We start from the raw sequence: 15590 nt of genomic DNA on the forward strand, positions 1-15590 counted from the left end.
AGCGGGCGGCGCGTGGAGCCCTGGCGGACAGTTGGAACCCTGGCGGACAGTTGAATCGGCTTCGAGCCGGGCTCGCGGCGCGGTCGCGGGCCCATGGACCGGCGGCCGGACGATGTCACCCGGGCCGGTTCCTCGGCGCGTAGTGCCGGACAGGGCACCCCGCCGGGTGGGATGCTGGAGACATCCTGCGGAAGGAGCTCCTCGTGCTTCGCGTCGCGGTCATCGGTTCCGGGCCGAGCGGGGTGTACGCCGCCCAAGCGCTCGTCCAGCAGCAGGCCGTCCCCGAGGTGTCGGTGCATGTGCTGGACCGGCTGCCCTGTCCGTACGGGCTGGTGCGCTACGGTGTCGCGCCCGACCACGAGAAGATCAAGTCGCTGCAGAACACGCTGCGCGCGGTCCTGGAGCACCCCCGGGTCAGCTTCCTCGGCAATGTGCAGGTGGGCCCGCCCCCGCTGGTGCCCGAGCGGCTGCTGGGGCTCTACCACGCGGTGGTCTACTGCGTGGGCGCGGCCACCGACCGGCGGCTCGGCGTGCCGGGCGAGGAACTGCCGGGCAGCTTCTCCGCGACCGAGTTCGTCTCCTGGTACAGCGCTCATCCGGACGCGACCGTCGACACCTTCGCGCTCGGGGCGGGCTCCGCCGTCGTCATCGGGGTGGGCAATGTCGCGGTGGACGTGGCACGCATTCTGGCCCGTGGGGCGGAGGAGCTGAGGCCCACCGACGTGCCGCACGCCGCCCTCGGGACGCTGTCCGAGAGCCAGGTCTCGGACATCCATATGGTCGGCAGGCGCGGGCCGTCACAGGCGAAGTTCACCACCAAGGAGCTGCGTGAGCTGGGCGCGCTGACCGGCGCCGATGTGCTGGTGCGCCCGGAGGAGCTGGCGCTGGACCCGGCGTACGCGGACCCGTCGGGGCTGCCGGGGATCAACCGGCGCAATGTCGAGGTGCTGCGCGACTGGGCGCGGCGCGAGCCCACGGGCCGCCCGCGCCGGATCCATCTGCGGTTCTTCCTCAAGCCGGTGGCGCTGCTCGGCGAGGGCGCGGTGCGGGCGGTGCGCTTCGAGCGGACCGCGCCGGACGGGCGCGGCGGGGTGGCGGGCACCGGGGTCTTCGAGGACATCGAGGCGCCGTTGGTGCTGCGGTCGGTGGGCTATCGGGGTGTGCCGCTGCCGGGGCTGCCGTTCGACGAGGAGCGCGGCACGGTCCCCAACGCGGCGGGGCGGGTGCTGCGCGGTGGTGAGCCCTCGCCCGGGGAGTACGTGGCGGGGTGGATCAAGCGCGGCCCGACCGGGGTGATCGGCACCAACCGGCCGTGTGCGAAGGAGACCGTGGCCTCGCTGCTCGCCGACGCGGACGCGCTCGCCGCCCGCCCGGTGGTGGCGGATCCGCTGCGGGCGCTGCGCGAGGCCGGGGTGGAGCCGGTGGAGTGGACCGGCTGGCTGCGGATCGAGGCGGCCGAGGAGGCGCTCGGCGAGGCGCTGGGGCGTACGAAGGTGAAGATCCCGGACTGGACGGGGCTGCTGGGCGCGGCGCGCGGGCAGGAGTGATCCGGACCGGACGAGGGTCGGCTTCCGTCGGCGGTCCGCAGGTCCGCGCGGTCCATGGTTGGCACAGAACAGCGGGTCCGCGCGGTCCAAGGGGTTGACACAGGACGGCAACACCCCTGAAATCAACAGATTGTTGAAGCCTTCTACGGTCGCCTCATCTGATCCGCCGCCCACCCCTGCGCCGCGCGAGGAGCCGCCATGACGTCCGTACGCCATCCCGTGGACGAGGTGCCGCCGCCCGGCCGGCTCGCCGCCTTCGGACTCCAGCATGTGCTGGCCATGTACGCGGGCGCGGTGGCCGTACCGCTGATCGTCGGCGGGGCGATGAGGCTGTCCGCCGCCGATCTGGCGTATCTCATCAACGCCGATCTGCTGCTGTGCGGTATCGCCACGGTCCTGCAGTGCGTCGGGCTGTGGCGGTTCGGCGTCCGGCTGCCGATCATGCAGGGCTGCACCTTCGCGGCGGTCACCCCCATGGTGCTGATCGGCACGGAGGGCGGCGGGCTGCGCGCGATCTACGGCTCGGTGATCGTGGCCGGGGTGGCGATGATCGTGCTGGCGCCGGTCTTCGGGCGGCTGCTGCGGTTCTTCCCGCCGCTGGTGACCGGCACGGTGATACTGATCATCGGCCTTTCGCTGCTGCCGGTCGCGGGCAACTGGGCGGCGGGCGGCCAGGGCGCGCCGGACTTCGGCGTGCCGAAGAACCTGGGCCTGGCCGCCGGGGTGCTGGTCCTCGTCCTGGCCGTGCAGCGCTTCGCGCCCGGGTTCCTCAGCCGGGTGGCGGTGCTGGTGGGGATCGTGGCCGGGACGGCGGCCGCGATACCCCTGGGCTTCACCGACTTCTCCGGGGTGGGCGACGCCGACTGGGTCGGCGTCTCCACCCCGTTCCACTTCGGCACCCCGACGTTCGAGACGCCGGCCGTGGTGTCCATGCTGGTCGTCGCGCTGGTGACGATGACCGAGACCACCGGCGACTTCATCGCGGTGGGCGAGCTGACCGAGCGCCCGGTGGACGGGCGGCGGCTGGCGGACGGACTGCGCGCGGACGGCGCCGCGACCGTGCTCGGCGGGGTCTTCAACACCTTCCCGTACACCGCATTCGCGCAGAACGTCGGCCTGGTGGGGATGACCCGGGTGCGCAGCCGCTGGGTGGTGGCGGCCGCGGGCGGGCTGCTGGTGCTGCTCGGGCTGGGCCCGAAGCTGGGCGCGGTGGTGGCCGCGATCCCGGCCCCGGTACTGGGCGGGGCGGGTCTGGTGATGTTCGGTACGGTCGCGGCGAGCGGGCTGCGCACCCTGGCCGGGGTGGACTTCCGGGACAACCACAATCTGACGGTGGTGGCGGTGTCGGTCGCCGTGGGGCTGCTGCCGGTGGGCGTACCGGGGATCTACCAGGAGTTCCCGGACTGGTTCCAGACGGTGATGGACAGCGGGATCAGCGCCGGGTGCGTCACCGCGATCGCGCTCAATCTGCTCTTCAACCACCTGCCGGGCGGCCGGACTTCAGCCCCGGTCGCCGCCGAGGCGCCCCTCCTGGAGAGCCGCGGCGGCGAGGACGCGGTCGAGCAGTCCGGGGAACAGCGCGTCTAGGTCGTCGCGGCGCAGCGCGTTCATCTTGGCGGTGCCCCGGTAGATCTGGTGGATCACACCGCATTCGCGCAGCACCCGGAAGTGGTGGGTGGTGGTGGACTTGCTGACCGGCAGGTCGAAGACCGAACAGGACAGCTCGCAGGTCTCCTCGGCGAGCGTCCGCACCACCCGCATCCGCATGGGGTCGGAGAGCGCGTGCAGCACATCCTCGAGGCGGATCGCCTCCCGCCGGGGATGCTCCAGCGAGCGCCCGGACGCCTGGGGCTGGGACGACGCCTGGGGCTGGGACCGGGACACGGTCGGCGTGGTCTGCGTCTGCACGGCTGCTCCTCATCGCCTTGTTCCGAGACCTCCAGTGTAGTTTGACGATCGCCGTACTAATTCGGCTCCGAACTACTCGAGGTGCCGGACGGGACCGGCGGTGACGTTCGCGGTCTACCGGACCGCGCGGTGGTACTGGTCCGGGTTGCGCACCTGACCGCCCAGCTCGGCCGCCGCGTGGCGGGCGAAGTAGGGGTCCCGGAGCAGCTCGCGGCCCAGCAGGACGGCGTCCGCCTCGCCATTGGTGACGATCTTCTCGGCCTGCTCCGCCTCGGTGATCAGCCCGACGGCGGCCACCGGCAGCCCGGTCTCCCGGCGCACCCGCGCGGCGAACGGCACCTGGTAGCCCGGCTCCACCGGAATGCGCACCCCGGCGGCGTTGCCACCGCTGGAGACGTCGAGGAGGTCCACGCCGTGGTCCTTCAGCAGGGCGGCGAGCCGGACGGTGTCATCCGGGGTCCAGCCGTTCTCCTCCAGCCAGTCGGTGGCCGAGATACGGAAGAACAGCGGCAGTTCCTCCGGCCAGACCGCGCGGACCGCGTCGACGACCTCCAGGGCGAACCGGACGCGATTCCCGAAGGAGCCGCCGTAGCCGTCGGTGCGGTGGTTGCTGTGCGGGGAGAGGAACTCGGCGATGAGATAGCCGTGGGCGCCGTGGATCTCGGCCACCTCGAAACCTGCCGCGAGCGCACGCCGTGCGGCGTCCGCGAACTGGCGGGTGATCTCGCCGATCCGCTCCTCGGACAGCTCGTCCGGCACCGGATGGCCCGCGTCGAACGGGACCGGGCTCGGCCCCAGCGGCTGCCAGCCCCCCTGGTCGGCGCCGAGCGGCGCGCCGCCCCTCCAGGGGGCGCCGGTGGACGCCTTACGGCCGGCATGGGCGAGCTGGATGCCCGGGACGGTGCCCTGCCCCTTGAGGAAGCCGACGATCTTACGGAACGCCTCGACCTGGGTGTCGTTCCAGATGCCGAGGTCTCCGGGGCTGATGCGGCCCTCGGGGGACACGGCCGTCGCCTCGACCAGGATCAGTCCGGTGCCGCCGGTGGCGCGGGCACCGTAGTGGACGAAGTGCCAGTCGTGCGGTACCCCGGCGCCCTCGTCCGGGTCCGCGCTGTACTGGCACATGGGCGACATCCAGAGGCGGTTGGGGATGGTCAGCGACCGCAGGGTGAAGGGGTCGAAGAGGGCACTCATGAACGTCTCCGTTTCTCGTCGTGGGGTCCGGCCGGACCGCCGCTTAGTACGGTAACCACCGTAGTACGACGATCGTCAAATTACGAAGCCTCTCGTATGACGCGCATGGGCTCCCGCGCCGCGGGGATCTCCTGTGGCGCGTGTGACCTCGGGTGACGCGGTTGCTTCCGGGCCGTTGTCAGTGGGTGGGTGCAGACTCTGTGATGACGGACACATCCATCCGTTCCGCCGTCCCGCACTCCAAGGAGTGAGCCGTCATGAACGATGTCCTGCTCGCCGTCGGCACCCGCAAGGGTCTCTTCCTCGGCCGCCCCGGCGGCCGCGGGGGCTGGGACTTCACCGGTCCCCACTTCCCCATGCAGGCGGTGTACTCCGTCGGCATCGACACCCGGGGCGACCGCCCCCGGCTGCTGGCCGGCGCGGACAGCTCGCACTGGGGCCCCTCGGTCTTCCGCTCCGACGACCTCGGGGCGAGCTGGCACGAGCCCGCCAGGCCCGCGGTGAAGTTCCCCGAGGGCACCGGCACCTCGCTGGAGCGGGTGTGGCAGCTGGAGCCCGCCGGGCCCGACGAGCCGGAGGTGGTCTACGCGGGCACCCAGCCGGGCGCGCTGTTCCGCTCCGAGGACGGCGGGGAGACCTTCGCGTTCGTCCGCAGCCTGTGGGACCACCCCCAGCGGCCGGAGTGGGGCGAGGGATTCGGCGGGCAGGCGGTGCACACGGTCGTCACCGATCCGAGGGACCCGCGGGCGCTGATGGTCGCCGTGTCCTCCGGCGGGGTGTACCGCTCCGCGGACGGCGGGGAGAGCTGGGCGCCGTCCAACAGCGGCCTCAAGGCGGAGTTCCTGCCGGATCGGTATCCCGAGTTCGGGCAGTGCGTCCACAAGATCGCCCGGGACCCGGTCGACCTCGACCGGCTCTATCTGCAGAACCACGGCGGGGTGTACCGCAGCGACGACGGCGGGGCGCACTGGGCCGAGATCAGCGAGGGCCTCCCGGCGGACTTCGGCTTCGCGGTCGCCGTCCATCCGCGCCGGAGCGGTGTCGCGTACGTCTTCCCGGCCGGCGACGGCTCGGACCGCTACCCTCCGGGCTACCGCTGCCGGGTGTTCCGCACCGAGGACGCGGGCGCCACCTGGGAGGAGCGGTGCGCCGGACTGCCGGGCGAGCCGCACTACGGGGTGGTGCTGAGAGACGCGCTGCGCACCGATGACGCCGATCCGGCCGGGGTCTACTTCGGCAATCGCAACGGCGAGGTGTTCGCGAGCGCCGACGAGGGCGAGAGCTGGCGGCAGATCGCCCGCCATCTCCCGGATGTGCTGTGTGTCCGGGCCGCGGTGATCGGCTGAGAGCGGGCGGGGTGATCGGCCGCGGATCGGCTGAGGGACTCGCCGTGATCGGCTGAGGGACTCGCCGTGATCGGCTGAGAGTGATCGTGAGGTGTCACGCGGCCACCCGCTGAGCCACTAGAGTGACGCGGTGTGGCAGCACGACCCTTGAACGAAATTGTGGAAGCGGGCTGGGCCAAGGCACTTGAGCCCGTCGAGGAACGCATCGCGGCGATGGGCGACTTCCTGCGGTCCGAGATCGCGGCAGGCCGCACCTATCTGCCCGCCGGGCCGAATGTGCTGCGCGCCTTCCAGCAGCCCTTCGACGAGGTGAAGGTGCTGATCGTGGGTCAGGACCCGTATCCCACGCCCGGACACGCGGTGGGGCTCAGCTTCTCGGTGGCGCCCGAGGTCCGGCCGCTGCCCGGCAGTCTGGAGAACATCTACCGCGAACTGCACACCGACCTCGCGCTGCCGCGTCCGTCCAACGGCGATCTGACGCCCTGGACCCAGCAGGGCGTGCTGCTGCTCAACAAGGCGCTCACCACGGCCCCGCGCCGCCCCGCCGCCCACCGCGGCAAGGGCTGGGAGGAGGTCACCGAGCAGGCCATCCGCGCGCTGGCCGGACGCGGCCGCCCCCTGGTGGCCATCCTGTGGGGCCGCGACGCCCGTAACGTACGGCCGCTGCTGGGCAGCCTTCCGGCGGTCGAGTCCGCGCACCCCTCCCCCATGTCCGCCGACCGCGGGTTCTTCGGCTCCCGTCCCTTCAGCCGCGCCAATGAACTGCTGGCACAGCAGGGCGCGCAGCCCGTCGACTGGCGCCTTCCCTGACCCCATCGTTCCAGGTGGGCCAGGGGTAGTCTGCCCGCCATGACATCACCTACGAACACCCCTGCGGGCTGGTACGCCGACCCCCAGGGCACGCCGAACCAGCTGCGCTGGTGGGACGGTGCCCAGTGGACCGCCCATACCCACGCGGGCCAGCCCGGCCAGCCCCCGCCGCAGCAGACCGCCCCGCCCAACCACAACCCCGGCAAGGTCCAGCACCAGGTGCAGCAGCAGGCGCATGTGGGGCCGACGGCGGGCGGCGGCGGCACGCTGTTCACCGAACCGGTGCTGGTGGTGAACCAGAAGGCCAAGCTGATCGAGCTCACCAATGAGTACAGCGTCTTCGACCAGCACGGGCGCACCATCGGTTCGGTGGTCCAGGTCGGCCAGAGCACGCTGAAGAAGGTCGCGCGGTTCGTCACGAGCCTCGACCAGTTCATGACGCACCGGCTGGAGATCCGCGACGCCAACGGGCAGCCGCATCTGGTGCTCACCCGGCCCGCGAAGTTCGTGAAGTCCAAGGTGCTGGTGACCCGTCCGGACGGGCAGCCGGTCGGTGAGATCGTCCAGCAGAACGTCTTCGGCAAGATCAACTTCGGCATCCACGTCAACGGCCAGCAGGTCGGCGCCATCAAGGCGGAGAACTGGCGGGCCTGGAACTTCGCCATCGTCGACCACACGGACAGCGAGGTCGCCCGGATCACCAAGACGTGGGAGGGCCTGGCGAAGACGATGTTCACGACGGCGGACAACTACGTCCTCCAGATCCACCGCCAGCTGCCCGACCCGCTGCTGAGCCTTGTGATCGCCACGGCCCTCACCGTGGACACGGCGCTCAAGCAGGACTCCCGCGGATTCGGCTGAGCCGGTGGCCGACGACACGGTGCCCGACGCCGCGGCGACGCATGTGCTCGGGATCGATTCGGGCGGCTCGGGCGTACGGGTGGGGGTGGCCCGCGCGGACGCCTACGGCGGCTCCGCCGCGGAGAACCCACTGACCGGGCCCCCGCCGCCGGCCTCGTCCACACCGCCGACGTGGTCCTCGCCGACGCCGACGTGGTCCTCGCCACCGCTGACGTGGTCCTCGTCCACGCCGGCCGTCGTCGGCGACCGGGGCATCGACGCGGAGGATCTGCTGGCGCGGGTCCTGCCCGCCGCCCGGGAACTGCTGCGCCAAGCCGGGGCCCGGCGCCTCGGCGCGGTCTGCGTCGGCGCGGCGGGCATGGCCACACTCGGCGACGACCTGCGCGCCAAGCTCCCGGACGCCCTCGCCGCCGCCCTGGGCGTACGGCGACTCGCGCTGGCCGCGGACGCGGTGACCGCGTACGCCGGAGCGTTGGGCCAGCGCCCCGGTGCGGTGGTCGCGGCGGGGACGGGGCTGATCGCGCTGGGGGCGGTGCCGGAAGGAGTCGCGGACGGCTTGGGCGGCGTGCCCGACGCCGATGACGCATCCCGTACGGGCGGCGTACCCACCACGGGCGGTGCGGCCGGCACGGGCGGTGCGGCCGGCACGGGCGGTGCGGCCGGCACGGACGCCACCTCTGGCCTGGACGCCACCGCCCCGGGCGGGGACACCCACTGGGCCGCGACCGGCTGGCGGCGGGCCGACGGGTGGGGCCATCTGCTGGGCGACTGCGGCGGCGGTGCGTGGATCGGCCGGGCGGGCCTGGAGGCGGCGATGCGCGCGTACGACGGGCGCGACGGCGGTTCCAAGCCGTTGCTGGCCCGTCTGGAAGCCGTGTTCGGCCCCGCGACAGGGCTGCCGGGAAAGCTGTATCCGCGCCCCGACCGCCCCGCCGTCCTCGCCTCCTTCGCCCCCGAGGTGGGCCGGTGCGCCGCCGAGGACCCGGTCGCGGAGGCGATCCTGCGGACCGCAGCCCGCCATGTCGCCGAGGCCGCCGAGGCCGTCTGCCCCCGGCTGGAGTCGAGCGAGGTGGCGCTCACCGGCGGGCTGTTCCGCATGGGCGCGCCGCTGCTGACGCCCGTACGCGAGGAACTCGCGGCGCGGCTGCCCGGGGTCCGGGTCACGGAGGCGGCCGGGGACCCGCTGGACGGGGCGCTGTGCGTCGCGGCGGCGCTGGCGACGGACGATCTGCGGCTGCCACGGGACCCGGCGCTGCTCGGCGTCGTATGAGCCCACGCCCCATACGGAGATCGTCTGAGCCCACGCCCCATACGGAGATCGTCTGAGCCCACACCCCACGCAGAGAACGAGACGCGCACGACACGGGGCGCCGACACGGGCGTCCCATACGAGCACCCAACACCCGGCGCCCCATATCGAACACCATGACCGACCATTCCGGACACATGACTGATTCTTCGGCCAAGTGTGGCCGCTGAGCGCACATCAACACACAACACCGGTCGACAAAGCGGGACAGATGCCCCCAGTCACCCCCTCCCGAACAGCCGAGCCCATTGAGCGACTAACATGCGGCGCCATGAGCTCCCCCACAGGGCCCGCGTCCGGCCTGCCTGTACGAATGCCGCGTCCCCGCCAGCCCGGACGGCACCGCCGACCGGAGCCCGCCGCCGTACCTCTCGGCGCGCCTCCGCTGGTGCTGGCCGTCCCCGGTGCGCCGAATGACGGTGCCCGGCGCCTGGCCGAGGAGCTTCTGAGCATCGCCCGTTCCGAGATGCCCGGACTCGACGCCCAGATCGGTTTCCTGGACGGCGACGGCGAGGAGTTCCCGCAGCTCGAGGCGGTGCTCACGCGCGCCGCCCAGGAGAACCCCGAGCGGCTGCGGCAGGCGGCCGAGGCCGCCAAGGCCCTCGCCGACGAGGCGGCGGAGGCGATCGCCGCGGCCGAGGCCGCGGGCGAGGTCGTCGACGAGGTCCCGCCCGTCCCCACGGTGCCCACGGACGGCCCGGCGGCCGTCGTGGTCCCGCTGCTCGCGGGCCCGGACAACGGCCAGCTGCGCCGCATACGCCAGGCCGTCATGAGCAGTGGCTCGGCGGCCGAACTCACCGATGTCCTCGGCCCGCATCCGCTGCTCGCCGAGGCCCTGCACGTGCGGCTGTCGGAGGCGGGCCTGGCCCGCGCCGACCGCGCCCGTCTCTTCACGGTCGCGACCGCCGCGGACGGCATCATCCTCGCCACGGTGGGCGGCGAGGAGGCGGCCCAGGCCGGTGGCATCACCGGCATGCTGCTCTCCGCGCGCCTCGCGGTGCCGGTGATGGCCGCCGCGCTGGACGAGGACGGGGCCGTCCTCCGCGTCGCCGAGCAACTGCGCTCGGCCGGCTCCGCGCGGCTCGCCCTCGCGCCGTACCTCATCGGCCCGGAGGTCTCCGCCGAGCTGATCTCGGCGGCGGCCGAGGAGGCGGGCTGCTCGGCGGCCGAGGCGCTGGGCGACTACCCGGCCGTGGGCAAGCTGGCGCTGGCGAAGTACGCGGCGGCGCTGGGCATCACGCTGCAGCAGGCGTCCCCGGCGATGCGCTGACGCGGCGGACGACGGCAAGACGGACGACGAAGCGGGGCGGTGACCACCAAGGTCACCGCCCCCACTCGCGTCACCCGCCGAACGTCACCCGCCGAACGTCACCCGAAGACCACACAGGACGCCGCCGGGGCCGGAACCGAACCCCCACGACGCGGCACCCCGCTCGACGGATCGATGTCGAACCAGGTGACATCGCCCGAGCGCTCATTGGACACATAGAGCCGCCGTCCCGTTGGACCGAGCGTCAGATCGCGCGGCCAGTGGCCGCCACAGGGCGTGGTGGTGACCAGCTCCATGCGGTCGCCCGACGCGTCGAGGGCGAGCGTCGCGATGCTGTCATGTCCGCGATTCGCGGCCCATACGAAGCGGCCGTCCCCGGAGACCACCACCTCGGCGGGGTAGGTCTCGATGTCCGTGCCCTCGGGCACCAGACGGGTCTCGCCCAGCGGTTCCAGAACGCCGGACACCGCGTCCCAACGGCAGGCCGTGATCGTCGGGTCGAGCTCGTTGATGACATACGCCCGGTCGCCGCGCGGATGGAACGCCAGATGGCGCGGACCGCTCCCCGGACGCAGCCGGACCTCACGATGCGGACGCGGTCCGGGCAGCGCGTACACCCACACCGCGTCGATCCCCAGATCCACGGCGAGCAGCCAGCCACCCGACGGATCGGCCGCCACGGCATGCGCATGCGGCCCCTGCTGCCGCTCCGGATGCGGCCCACTGCCCGCATGCCGCAACACGGCCACCGACTCCCCGAGTCGGCCGTCCTCCAGCACCGGCAGCGCCGTGACACTCCCGGACCCGTAGTTGGCCGTCAGCAGCTGCCCACCGGCGAGCGCCAGATGAGTAGGCGCCGACCCGAGCACCGCCACGGCCTCCCCGGCCAACGAGGGCGGCTCCTGCCCGACATCCAGAGCGGCGGCCGCCCCATCGTCGGTCTCACTCACCGCGTACAGCATCCGCCCACCGGGCGCGACCGCCAGATAGGACGGATTGACGACCGCGTCCGTAGAGTTCCGGATCCGCAGCGCCCCCGTCTCGTCATCGACATCCGCGACGGTGATCCCGGCACCCCCCGCCGAGGTAAACGACCCGATATACGCCCGCCACCCACTCCCGGTCACATCCACCGCACTACCCTTCCGCCGACTCCGGTTCGGTATCCGCTCGGGCCGACGCTAACAGAGCGGTCTAGACCAACACGCCGCCACACCGCGCACTCGGTGACCACCTGCGGCATGTGGCACCTGAGCCTTTCGACGGTGGTCAGTTAGCATGCCGGCAGGATTGTCGTGCTCACAATCGGGGGGATTTATGAGCGACGAGGACCTGCCGGAGCCGAAGGACGACGAGCTGCCGCTCCCGCCGGGGAAACCGATCACCGACGGAATTTTCGCACCACCGCCCCTGGCGTCTCAGCCGGACAGGGCCAACATCTACGACCCCACCGCTCCCATCCCCAAACGCCCCCTGGGACCCGGGGTGCAGGGGCCGGTGGCACAGAACCTCGCGATCGCGCCCAGCGTGCTGCGCGGGGCGGCCGGGAAGGCGGACGACGTCTACGACACGCTCCACAAGCAGGCGGCTTCCCTGGAAGAGCCGACGGCCACAGCGGCCAAGGCCGTGGCCGGCCTCCAGGTGGAGAGTGCGCTGAAGCGTTCGCACAAGCACTGGGAGGAACAGGCCGGGACGGTCACCGCCTGGCTCGCCCATATCTCCGAGAGCCTGCGACAGGCGGCCAACGCCCACGTGCGGCAGGACGGGGGCACTGGGGATTCCTTCGGCGACGGAAAGGGCCAGAGTCCCTATCCGAAGAACCAGGGCGTCACCCAGGACCCGTCCGCCTCGTCGATCTGGAGGTACTGATGGGGTACTTCTACGAGGACTTCCGGACGGCCGACTTCGGCGCCCTGGACACCCTGGCGTCGAAGTGGAAAGGCGTTCACGAAAAGATCAAGAACCTGGACGACAAGATCCGGGACGAGGTGCTCAAGCCGCTGCGGGACAAAGGCTATTGGGAGGGCATGGCCGCCCCCTACGCCTGGGCGCAGATCGATGACATCCAGCGTCAGGCGACCGCCGCCGCCAAGGTCGTCGACGCGGTGCGCAGGGCCATCGAGGACGGGGCGGGAGAGCTGAAGGCCGTCCAGAAGCGGCTGCACGAGGCAGTGAAGGGGTTCGGCGACGAGGGGATGTACGTCGGCCCGAAAGGTGAGGTGACCCTGAGCAGCGCATGCGATGTGAAGGACAACCTCTCCGAGAAGGACACCGCCAAGGTCAACGCCGCGCAGAAGAAGCTCAACCTGATCCTCCGCGATGCGTTCGAGGCGGACCAGGACCTGTCGATCACCCTGATGGACAACATCGGCCTCGACATATGGTTCAACACCGGGAAGGTGCGGACGGACATCAACCACACCAGCGGTATCAGCACGGACCGCTTCGACGCGTACGGCCGCGAGCTGCGGGGCCTGGACCCGTACCCCGCCGCGAACCACCTCACGCCCCGCACCCTGCTGGCCAACTGGGTCGCCGGGACGGGGGACGACACGTACGAATTCTCTCAGCACGATCCGCTCGTCGAGCAGCTTCGGAAGAGCGAGAGCATGCACACGATCCGGGGCCAGACCCTGGACAAGTGGAATGCCGGCCACGCGGAGGGCACGCTCCACCACAGAATCGCCGGGCAGTCATTCCTCGGACAGGTGGGCACGTACGCCAAGGACATGGCCGGGCTGTCCGGGATCGACAACCTGTGGGGTGGCGACACCAACGAGGCGCAATCACTCTTCGGCTCCTACGACATCGACTATGTCGTCAAGGGCACCGACCCCGATGGCAAGCTCGTGGTGCAGTACACGGTGAGGAACGACACCGACATGGAATCCTTCGTGCCCGGCTACTCGAAATGGCAGAAGGTCTTCAATCACGACAACGGCCCAGGAGCGGACATCAAAGAACGTCTGGTCTGGACCGAACGTATCGATCCGGCCGATCACTGACAGATACATCGAGAATGAAACAGACGAAAGAACCGGGATCGCTCCGGAGAATCTGGCGCATCCGCCCGCTCAGATTCGCGCTGATCGGGCTGGTGTGCCTGGTGTTGCTCCCCGTGGGGTGCGTCGGCGTGCTCAACGCCGTGTCGGGGGAATGTGCGCGCCCGAACGCCAAGGTGTCCGAGAGCGATCTGCCCGGGACCTACCGAGGCCCGCACGGCATGCGCATCACTCTCGACACCGATGGGTCGCTCGAGGTGCGCAAGTGGCCGTACGACCCGTTCCTGGACGACGAACGCCGGTTCGAGGGCCGGGGCGTCTGGTCCTACGACGCGACGGAGGCCACCGACGGGGATGTCATCCCCGGGGTGCGGCTCGGTTTCCAGGAAGGCACCCCCGAGAGCGACGTTCCAACGGAGGACCAGAAGCTGACGGTCGGCGGTTCGCCCGATGACCCCGTGCTCCTGGCCCAGGACGACCCCGACAAATGCCCCGACGCGGAGTTCCGGCGATAGCGGGAGCGAAGTCTTGGCATGCTGTCCCCATGAGCACCATGCCCGCCGTGATCTTCGACCTGGACGGCACTCTTGTGGACAGCGAGCCTCTCTACTACGAGGCGGGGAGGCGGACCCTCGAGCGGTATGGGGTCACCGGCTTCAGTTGGGAGGAGCATACGCAGTTCATCGGGATCGGGACCCGCGAGACGCTGGAGACGCTGCGCGAGCGGTATGGCATCGAGGCGCCCGTGGATGAGCTGCTCGCCGTCAAGAACCAGCATTATCTGGAGCTGGCGGCCACGACCGAGATCTTTCCCGAGATGCGGGCCTTCGTGGAGCGGCTGGGGGCCGCCGGGCATCCGCTGATCGTGGCCTCCGGGTCGTCGCGTTCCGCGATCGAGACCGCGCTCAAGGCCACCGGGCTGGACGCGCTGCTGCCCGTCTATGTGTCCGCGGAGGACGTGGGCCGTGGCAAGCCGGAGCCGGATGTGTTCCTGGCCGCGGCGCGGCTGCTGGCCGTCGATCCGGTGCAGTGTGTGGTGGTCGAGGACGCCGGTCCGGGGGTGGAGGCGGCGCGGCGGGCCGGGATGCGGTGCATCGCCGTGCCGTACGCGGGTGGGCCGTCGCCGGACGGGGAGCTGTTCGCCTCCGCGGAACTGCTCTTCCGGGGCGGGCAGCCGGAGTTCGACGCCCGGCGGGCCTATGAGTGGGTCACGGACGGTCGTTGACGGCGCCCGGCGACGCGGTCGCCGTCGGCCACCCCGGGACATCGTCATCCGCCCTCCAGTGAGACGATGCGCGCATGCCCGGACATTCACCGGCATGTCATAGGAGAGACGGAGGGCGTATGGAAAGACGTGGGGGTAAGGCGATCCGCCGCTGGGGGACGGCGGTCATCGCCTCGGCGGCGGCCTTGACGGTCGCCGTGCCGGCGAGCACCGCTCAGGCCACCGAGACCGCGGGGCCGTCGGGGGTCAGTGCCAAGGGCGCGTATCTGCTGGACAACGGCACCAACAAGCAGCTGTGGGCCAAGGCTGCGGACACCAAGCGGCCGATGGCGAGCACCACGAAGCTCATGACGGCGATGGTGGTGCTCGACAGCCGGGGGCTGGATCTCAGCAAGAAGGTCTCCGTCAAGCAGTCGTACATCGACTACACCGCGCGCGTCGGTGGCAGCAAGGCGGACCTGCAGAAGGGGGACAAGCTCACCGTCAAGCAGCTGGTGTACGGCCTGCTGCTGCCGTCCGGCTGCGACGCGGCCATGGCGCTCGCCGACACGTTCGGCACGGGTGACACCACCGCCAAGCGCACCAAGTCGTTCATCGCGCAGATGAACAAGAAGGCGTCCGCGCTGGGGATGACCAAGACCCACTACGACACCTTCGACGGCATATCGGAGGGGGGACAGAACTACACCACGCCGCGCGACATGACCAAGCTGGCCAGGCACGCGCTGCGCAACGCCACCCTGAGCACGGTCGTCAAGTCCGTCGACACCATCCAGAAGGCGCCGGCCGCCAACGGCAGGACCAGGACGTACTACTGGAACAACACCAACCGGCTGCTGGGCTCGTACAGCGGCACGATCGGCATCAAGACGGGCACCGGCACCGCACCCGGCAGGTGTCTGGTCTTCGCCGCGAAGCGTGACGGACGCACCGTCGTGGGCGTGATCCTCAACGCGCCCAAGCGCTACCCGGACGCGAAGAAGATGCTCGACTGGGCGTTCCGGGCCAACACCAAGGTGACGTGGCGGCAGTTGCCCAAGGGCACGCCCCAGGACTGAACCGGCTGAACCACACATGGGCGGTGCCCCGGCCGGATCTGAAGTCCGGCCGGGGCACCG

The 15590-nt window shown here is 71.2% G+C and carries 15 protein-coding genes; 12 read left to right on the forward strand and 3 right to left on the reverse strand.

All coding sequences use genetic code 11. The features are described 5' to 3' along the window. Positions 1 to 203 precede the first annotated feature (203 nt). Both NP777_RS07420 and NP777_RS07425 read left to right on the forward strand, forming a co-directional pair. Complete coding sequence (locus NP777_RS07420) at positions 204 to 1547, forward strand: FAD-dependent oxidoreductase (protein WP_256649251.1); 1344 nt, start codon at positions 204 to 206, stop codon at positions 1545 to 1547. 198 nt (positions 1548 to 1745) lie between these two features. Continuing rightward, entirely contained in the window at positions 1746 to 3134 is a 1389-nt protein-coding gene (locus NP777_RS07425) for a nucleobase:cation symporter-2 family protein (RefSeq protein WP_256649252.1), read from the forward strand. Here the strand turns inward: NP777_RS07425 and NP777_RS07430 are convergent. Together NP777_RS07430 and NP777_RS07435 are read right to left on the reverse strand one after the other, a co-directional pair. After that, positions 3048 to 3431, reverse strand: coding sequence for an ArsR/SmtB family transcription factor (locus tag NP777_RS07430; protein ID WP_256649498.1), 384 nt, complete (start codon positions 3429 to 3431; stop codon positions 3048 to 3050). The genes NP777_RS07425 and NP777_RS07430 overlap by 87 nt on opposite strands. A 138-nt stretch (positions 3432 to 3569) precedes the next feature. Next, a complete protein-coding gene (locus NP777_RS07435; RefSeq protein ID WP_256649253.1) occupies positions 3570 to 4649 on the reverse strand; it encodes an NADH:flavin oxidoreductase/NADH oxidase in 1080 nt (359 codons plus the stop codon). 257 nt (positions 4650 to 4906) lie between these two features. Here NP777_RS07435 and NP777_RS07440 point away from each other — a divergent pair, with 257 nt between their 5' ends. From NP777_RS07440 to NP777_RS07460, 5 genes are all read left to right on the forward strand, one after another. Further along, positions 4907 to 5995 carry a WD40/YVTN/BNR-like repeat-containing protein gene (locus tag NP777_RS07440; RefSeq protein ID WP_256649254.1) on the forward strand — a complete coding sequence of 363 codons (1089 nt, stop codon included), beginning with the start codon at positions 4907 to 4909 and terminating at the stop codon, positions 5993 to 5995. Between the two features lie 132 nt (positions 5996 to 6127). Beyond that, positions 6128 to 6805: a uracil-DNA glycosylase gene (locus NP777_RS07445; protein ID WP_086885372.1), complete on the forward strand. Its 678-nt coding sequence runs from the start codon at positions 6128 to 6130 to the stop codon at positions 6803 to 6805. Between the two features lie 39 nt (positions 6806 to 6844). Beyond that, on the forward strand, positions 6845 to 7666 hold the full coding sequence (locus NP777_RS07450; protein ID WP_256649255.1) for a phospholipid scramblase-related protein: 822 nt from the start codon (positions 6845 to 6847) through the stop codon (positions 7664 to 7666). 4 nt (positions 7667 to 7670) lie between these two features. Further along, on the forward strand, positions 7671 to 8936 hold the full coding sequence (locus tag NP777_RS07455) for an N-acetylglucosamine kinase (RefSeq protein WP_256649256.1): 1266 nt from the start codon (positions 7671 to 7673) through the stop codon (positions 8934 to 8936). A gap of 310 nt (positions 8937 to 9246) precedes the next feature. Then, positions 9247 to 10245 carry a hypothetical protein gene (locus NP777_RS07460; RefSeq protein WP_256649257.1) on the forward strand — a complete coding sequence of 333 codons (999 nt, stop codon included), beginning with the start codon at positions 9247 to 9249 and terminating at the stop codon, positions 10243 to 10245. A 98-nt stretch (positions 10246 to 10343) separates the two neighbouring features. On the opposite strand, the gene NP777_RS07465 is transcribed toward NP777_RS07460, so the two are convergent. Continuing rightward, complete coding sequence (locus tag NP777_RS07465; protein WP_256649258.1) at positions 10344 to 11378, reverse strand: lactonase family protein; 1035 nt, start codon at positions 11376 to 11378, stop codon at positions 10344 to 10346. A 184-nt stretch (positions 11379 to 11562) separates the two neighbouring features. Between NP777_RS07465 and NP777_RS07470 the strand changes: the two genes are divergently transcribed. The 5 genes from NP777_RS07470 (at position 11563) to NP777_RS07490 (ending at position 15530) form a co-directional block, all read left to right on the forward strand. Then, positions 11563 to 12114, forward strand: coding sequence for a hypothetical protein (locus NP777_RS07470; protein WP_256649259.1), 552 nt, complete (start codon positions 11563 to 11565; stop codon positions 12112 to 12114). Next, the gene (locus NP777_RS07475) at positions 12114 to 13250 is read left to right on the forward strand and encodes a hypothetical protein (protein ID WP_256649260.1); all 1137 of its coding nucleotides are present in this window, start codon (positions 12114 to 12116) and stop codon (positions 13248 to 13250) included. The genes NP777_RS07470 and NP777_RS07475 overlap by 1 nt, the downstream gene beginning before the upstream one ends. 14 nt (positions 13251 to 13264) lie before the next feature. Further along, a complete protein-coding gene (locus NP777_RS07480) occupies positions 13265 to 13762 on the forward strand; it encodes a hypothetical protein (RefSeq protein WP_256649261.1) in 498 nt (165 codons plus the stop codon). A 29-nt stretch (positions 13763 to 13791) separates the two neighbouring features. Continuing rightward, positions 13792 to 14472: an HAD family hydrolase gene (locus NP777_RS07485; RefSeq protein WP_256649262.1), complete on the forward strand. Its 681-nt coding sequence runs from the start codon at positions 13792 to 13794 to the stop codon at positions 14470 to 14472. A 119-nt stretch (positions 14473 to 14591) separates the two neighbouring features. Then, the gene (locus NP777_RS07490) at positions 14592 to 15530 is read left to right on the forward strand and encodes a D-alanyl-D-alanine carboxypeptidase family protein (protein ID WP_256649263.1); all 939 of its coding nucleotides are present in this window, start codon (positions 14592 to 14594) and stop codon (positions 15528 to 15530) included. Positions 15531 to 15590: the final 60 nt, after the last annotated feature.

The organism is Streptomyces rugosispiralis, assembly GCF_024505145.1.
GTDB classification, from domain to species: domain Bacteria; phylum Actinomycetota; class Actinomycetes; order Streptomycetales; family Streptomycetaceae; genus Streptomyces; species Streptomyces rugosispiralis.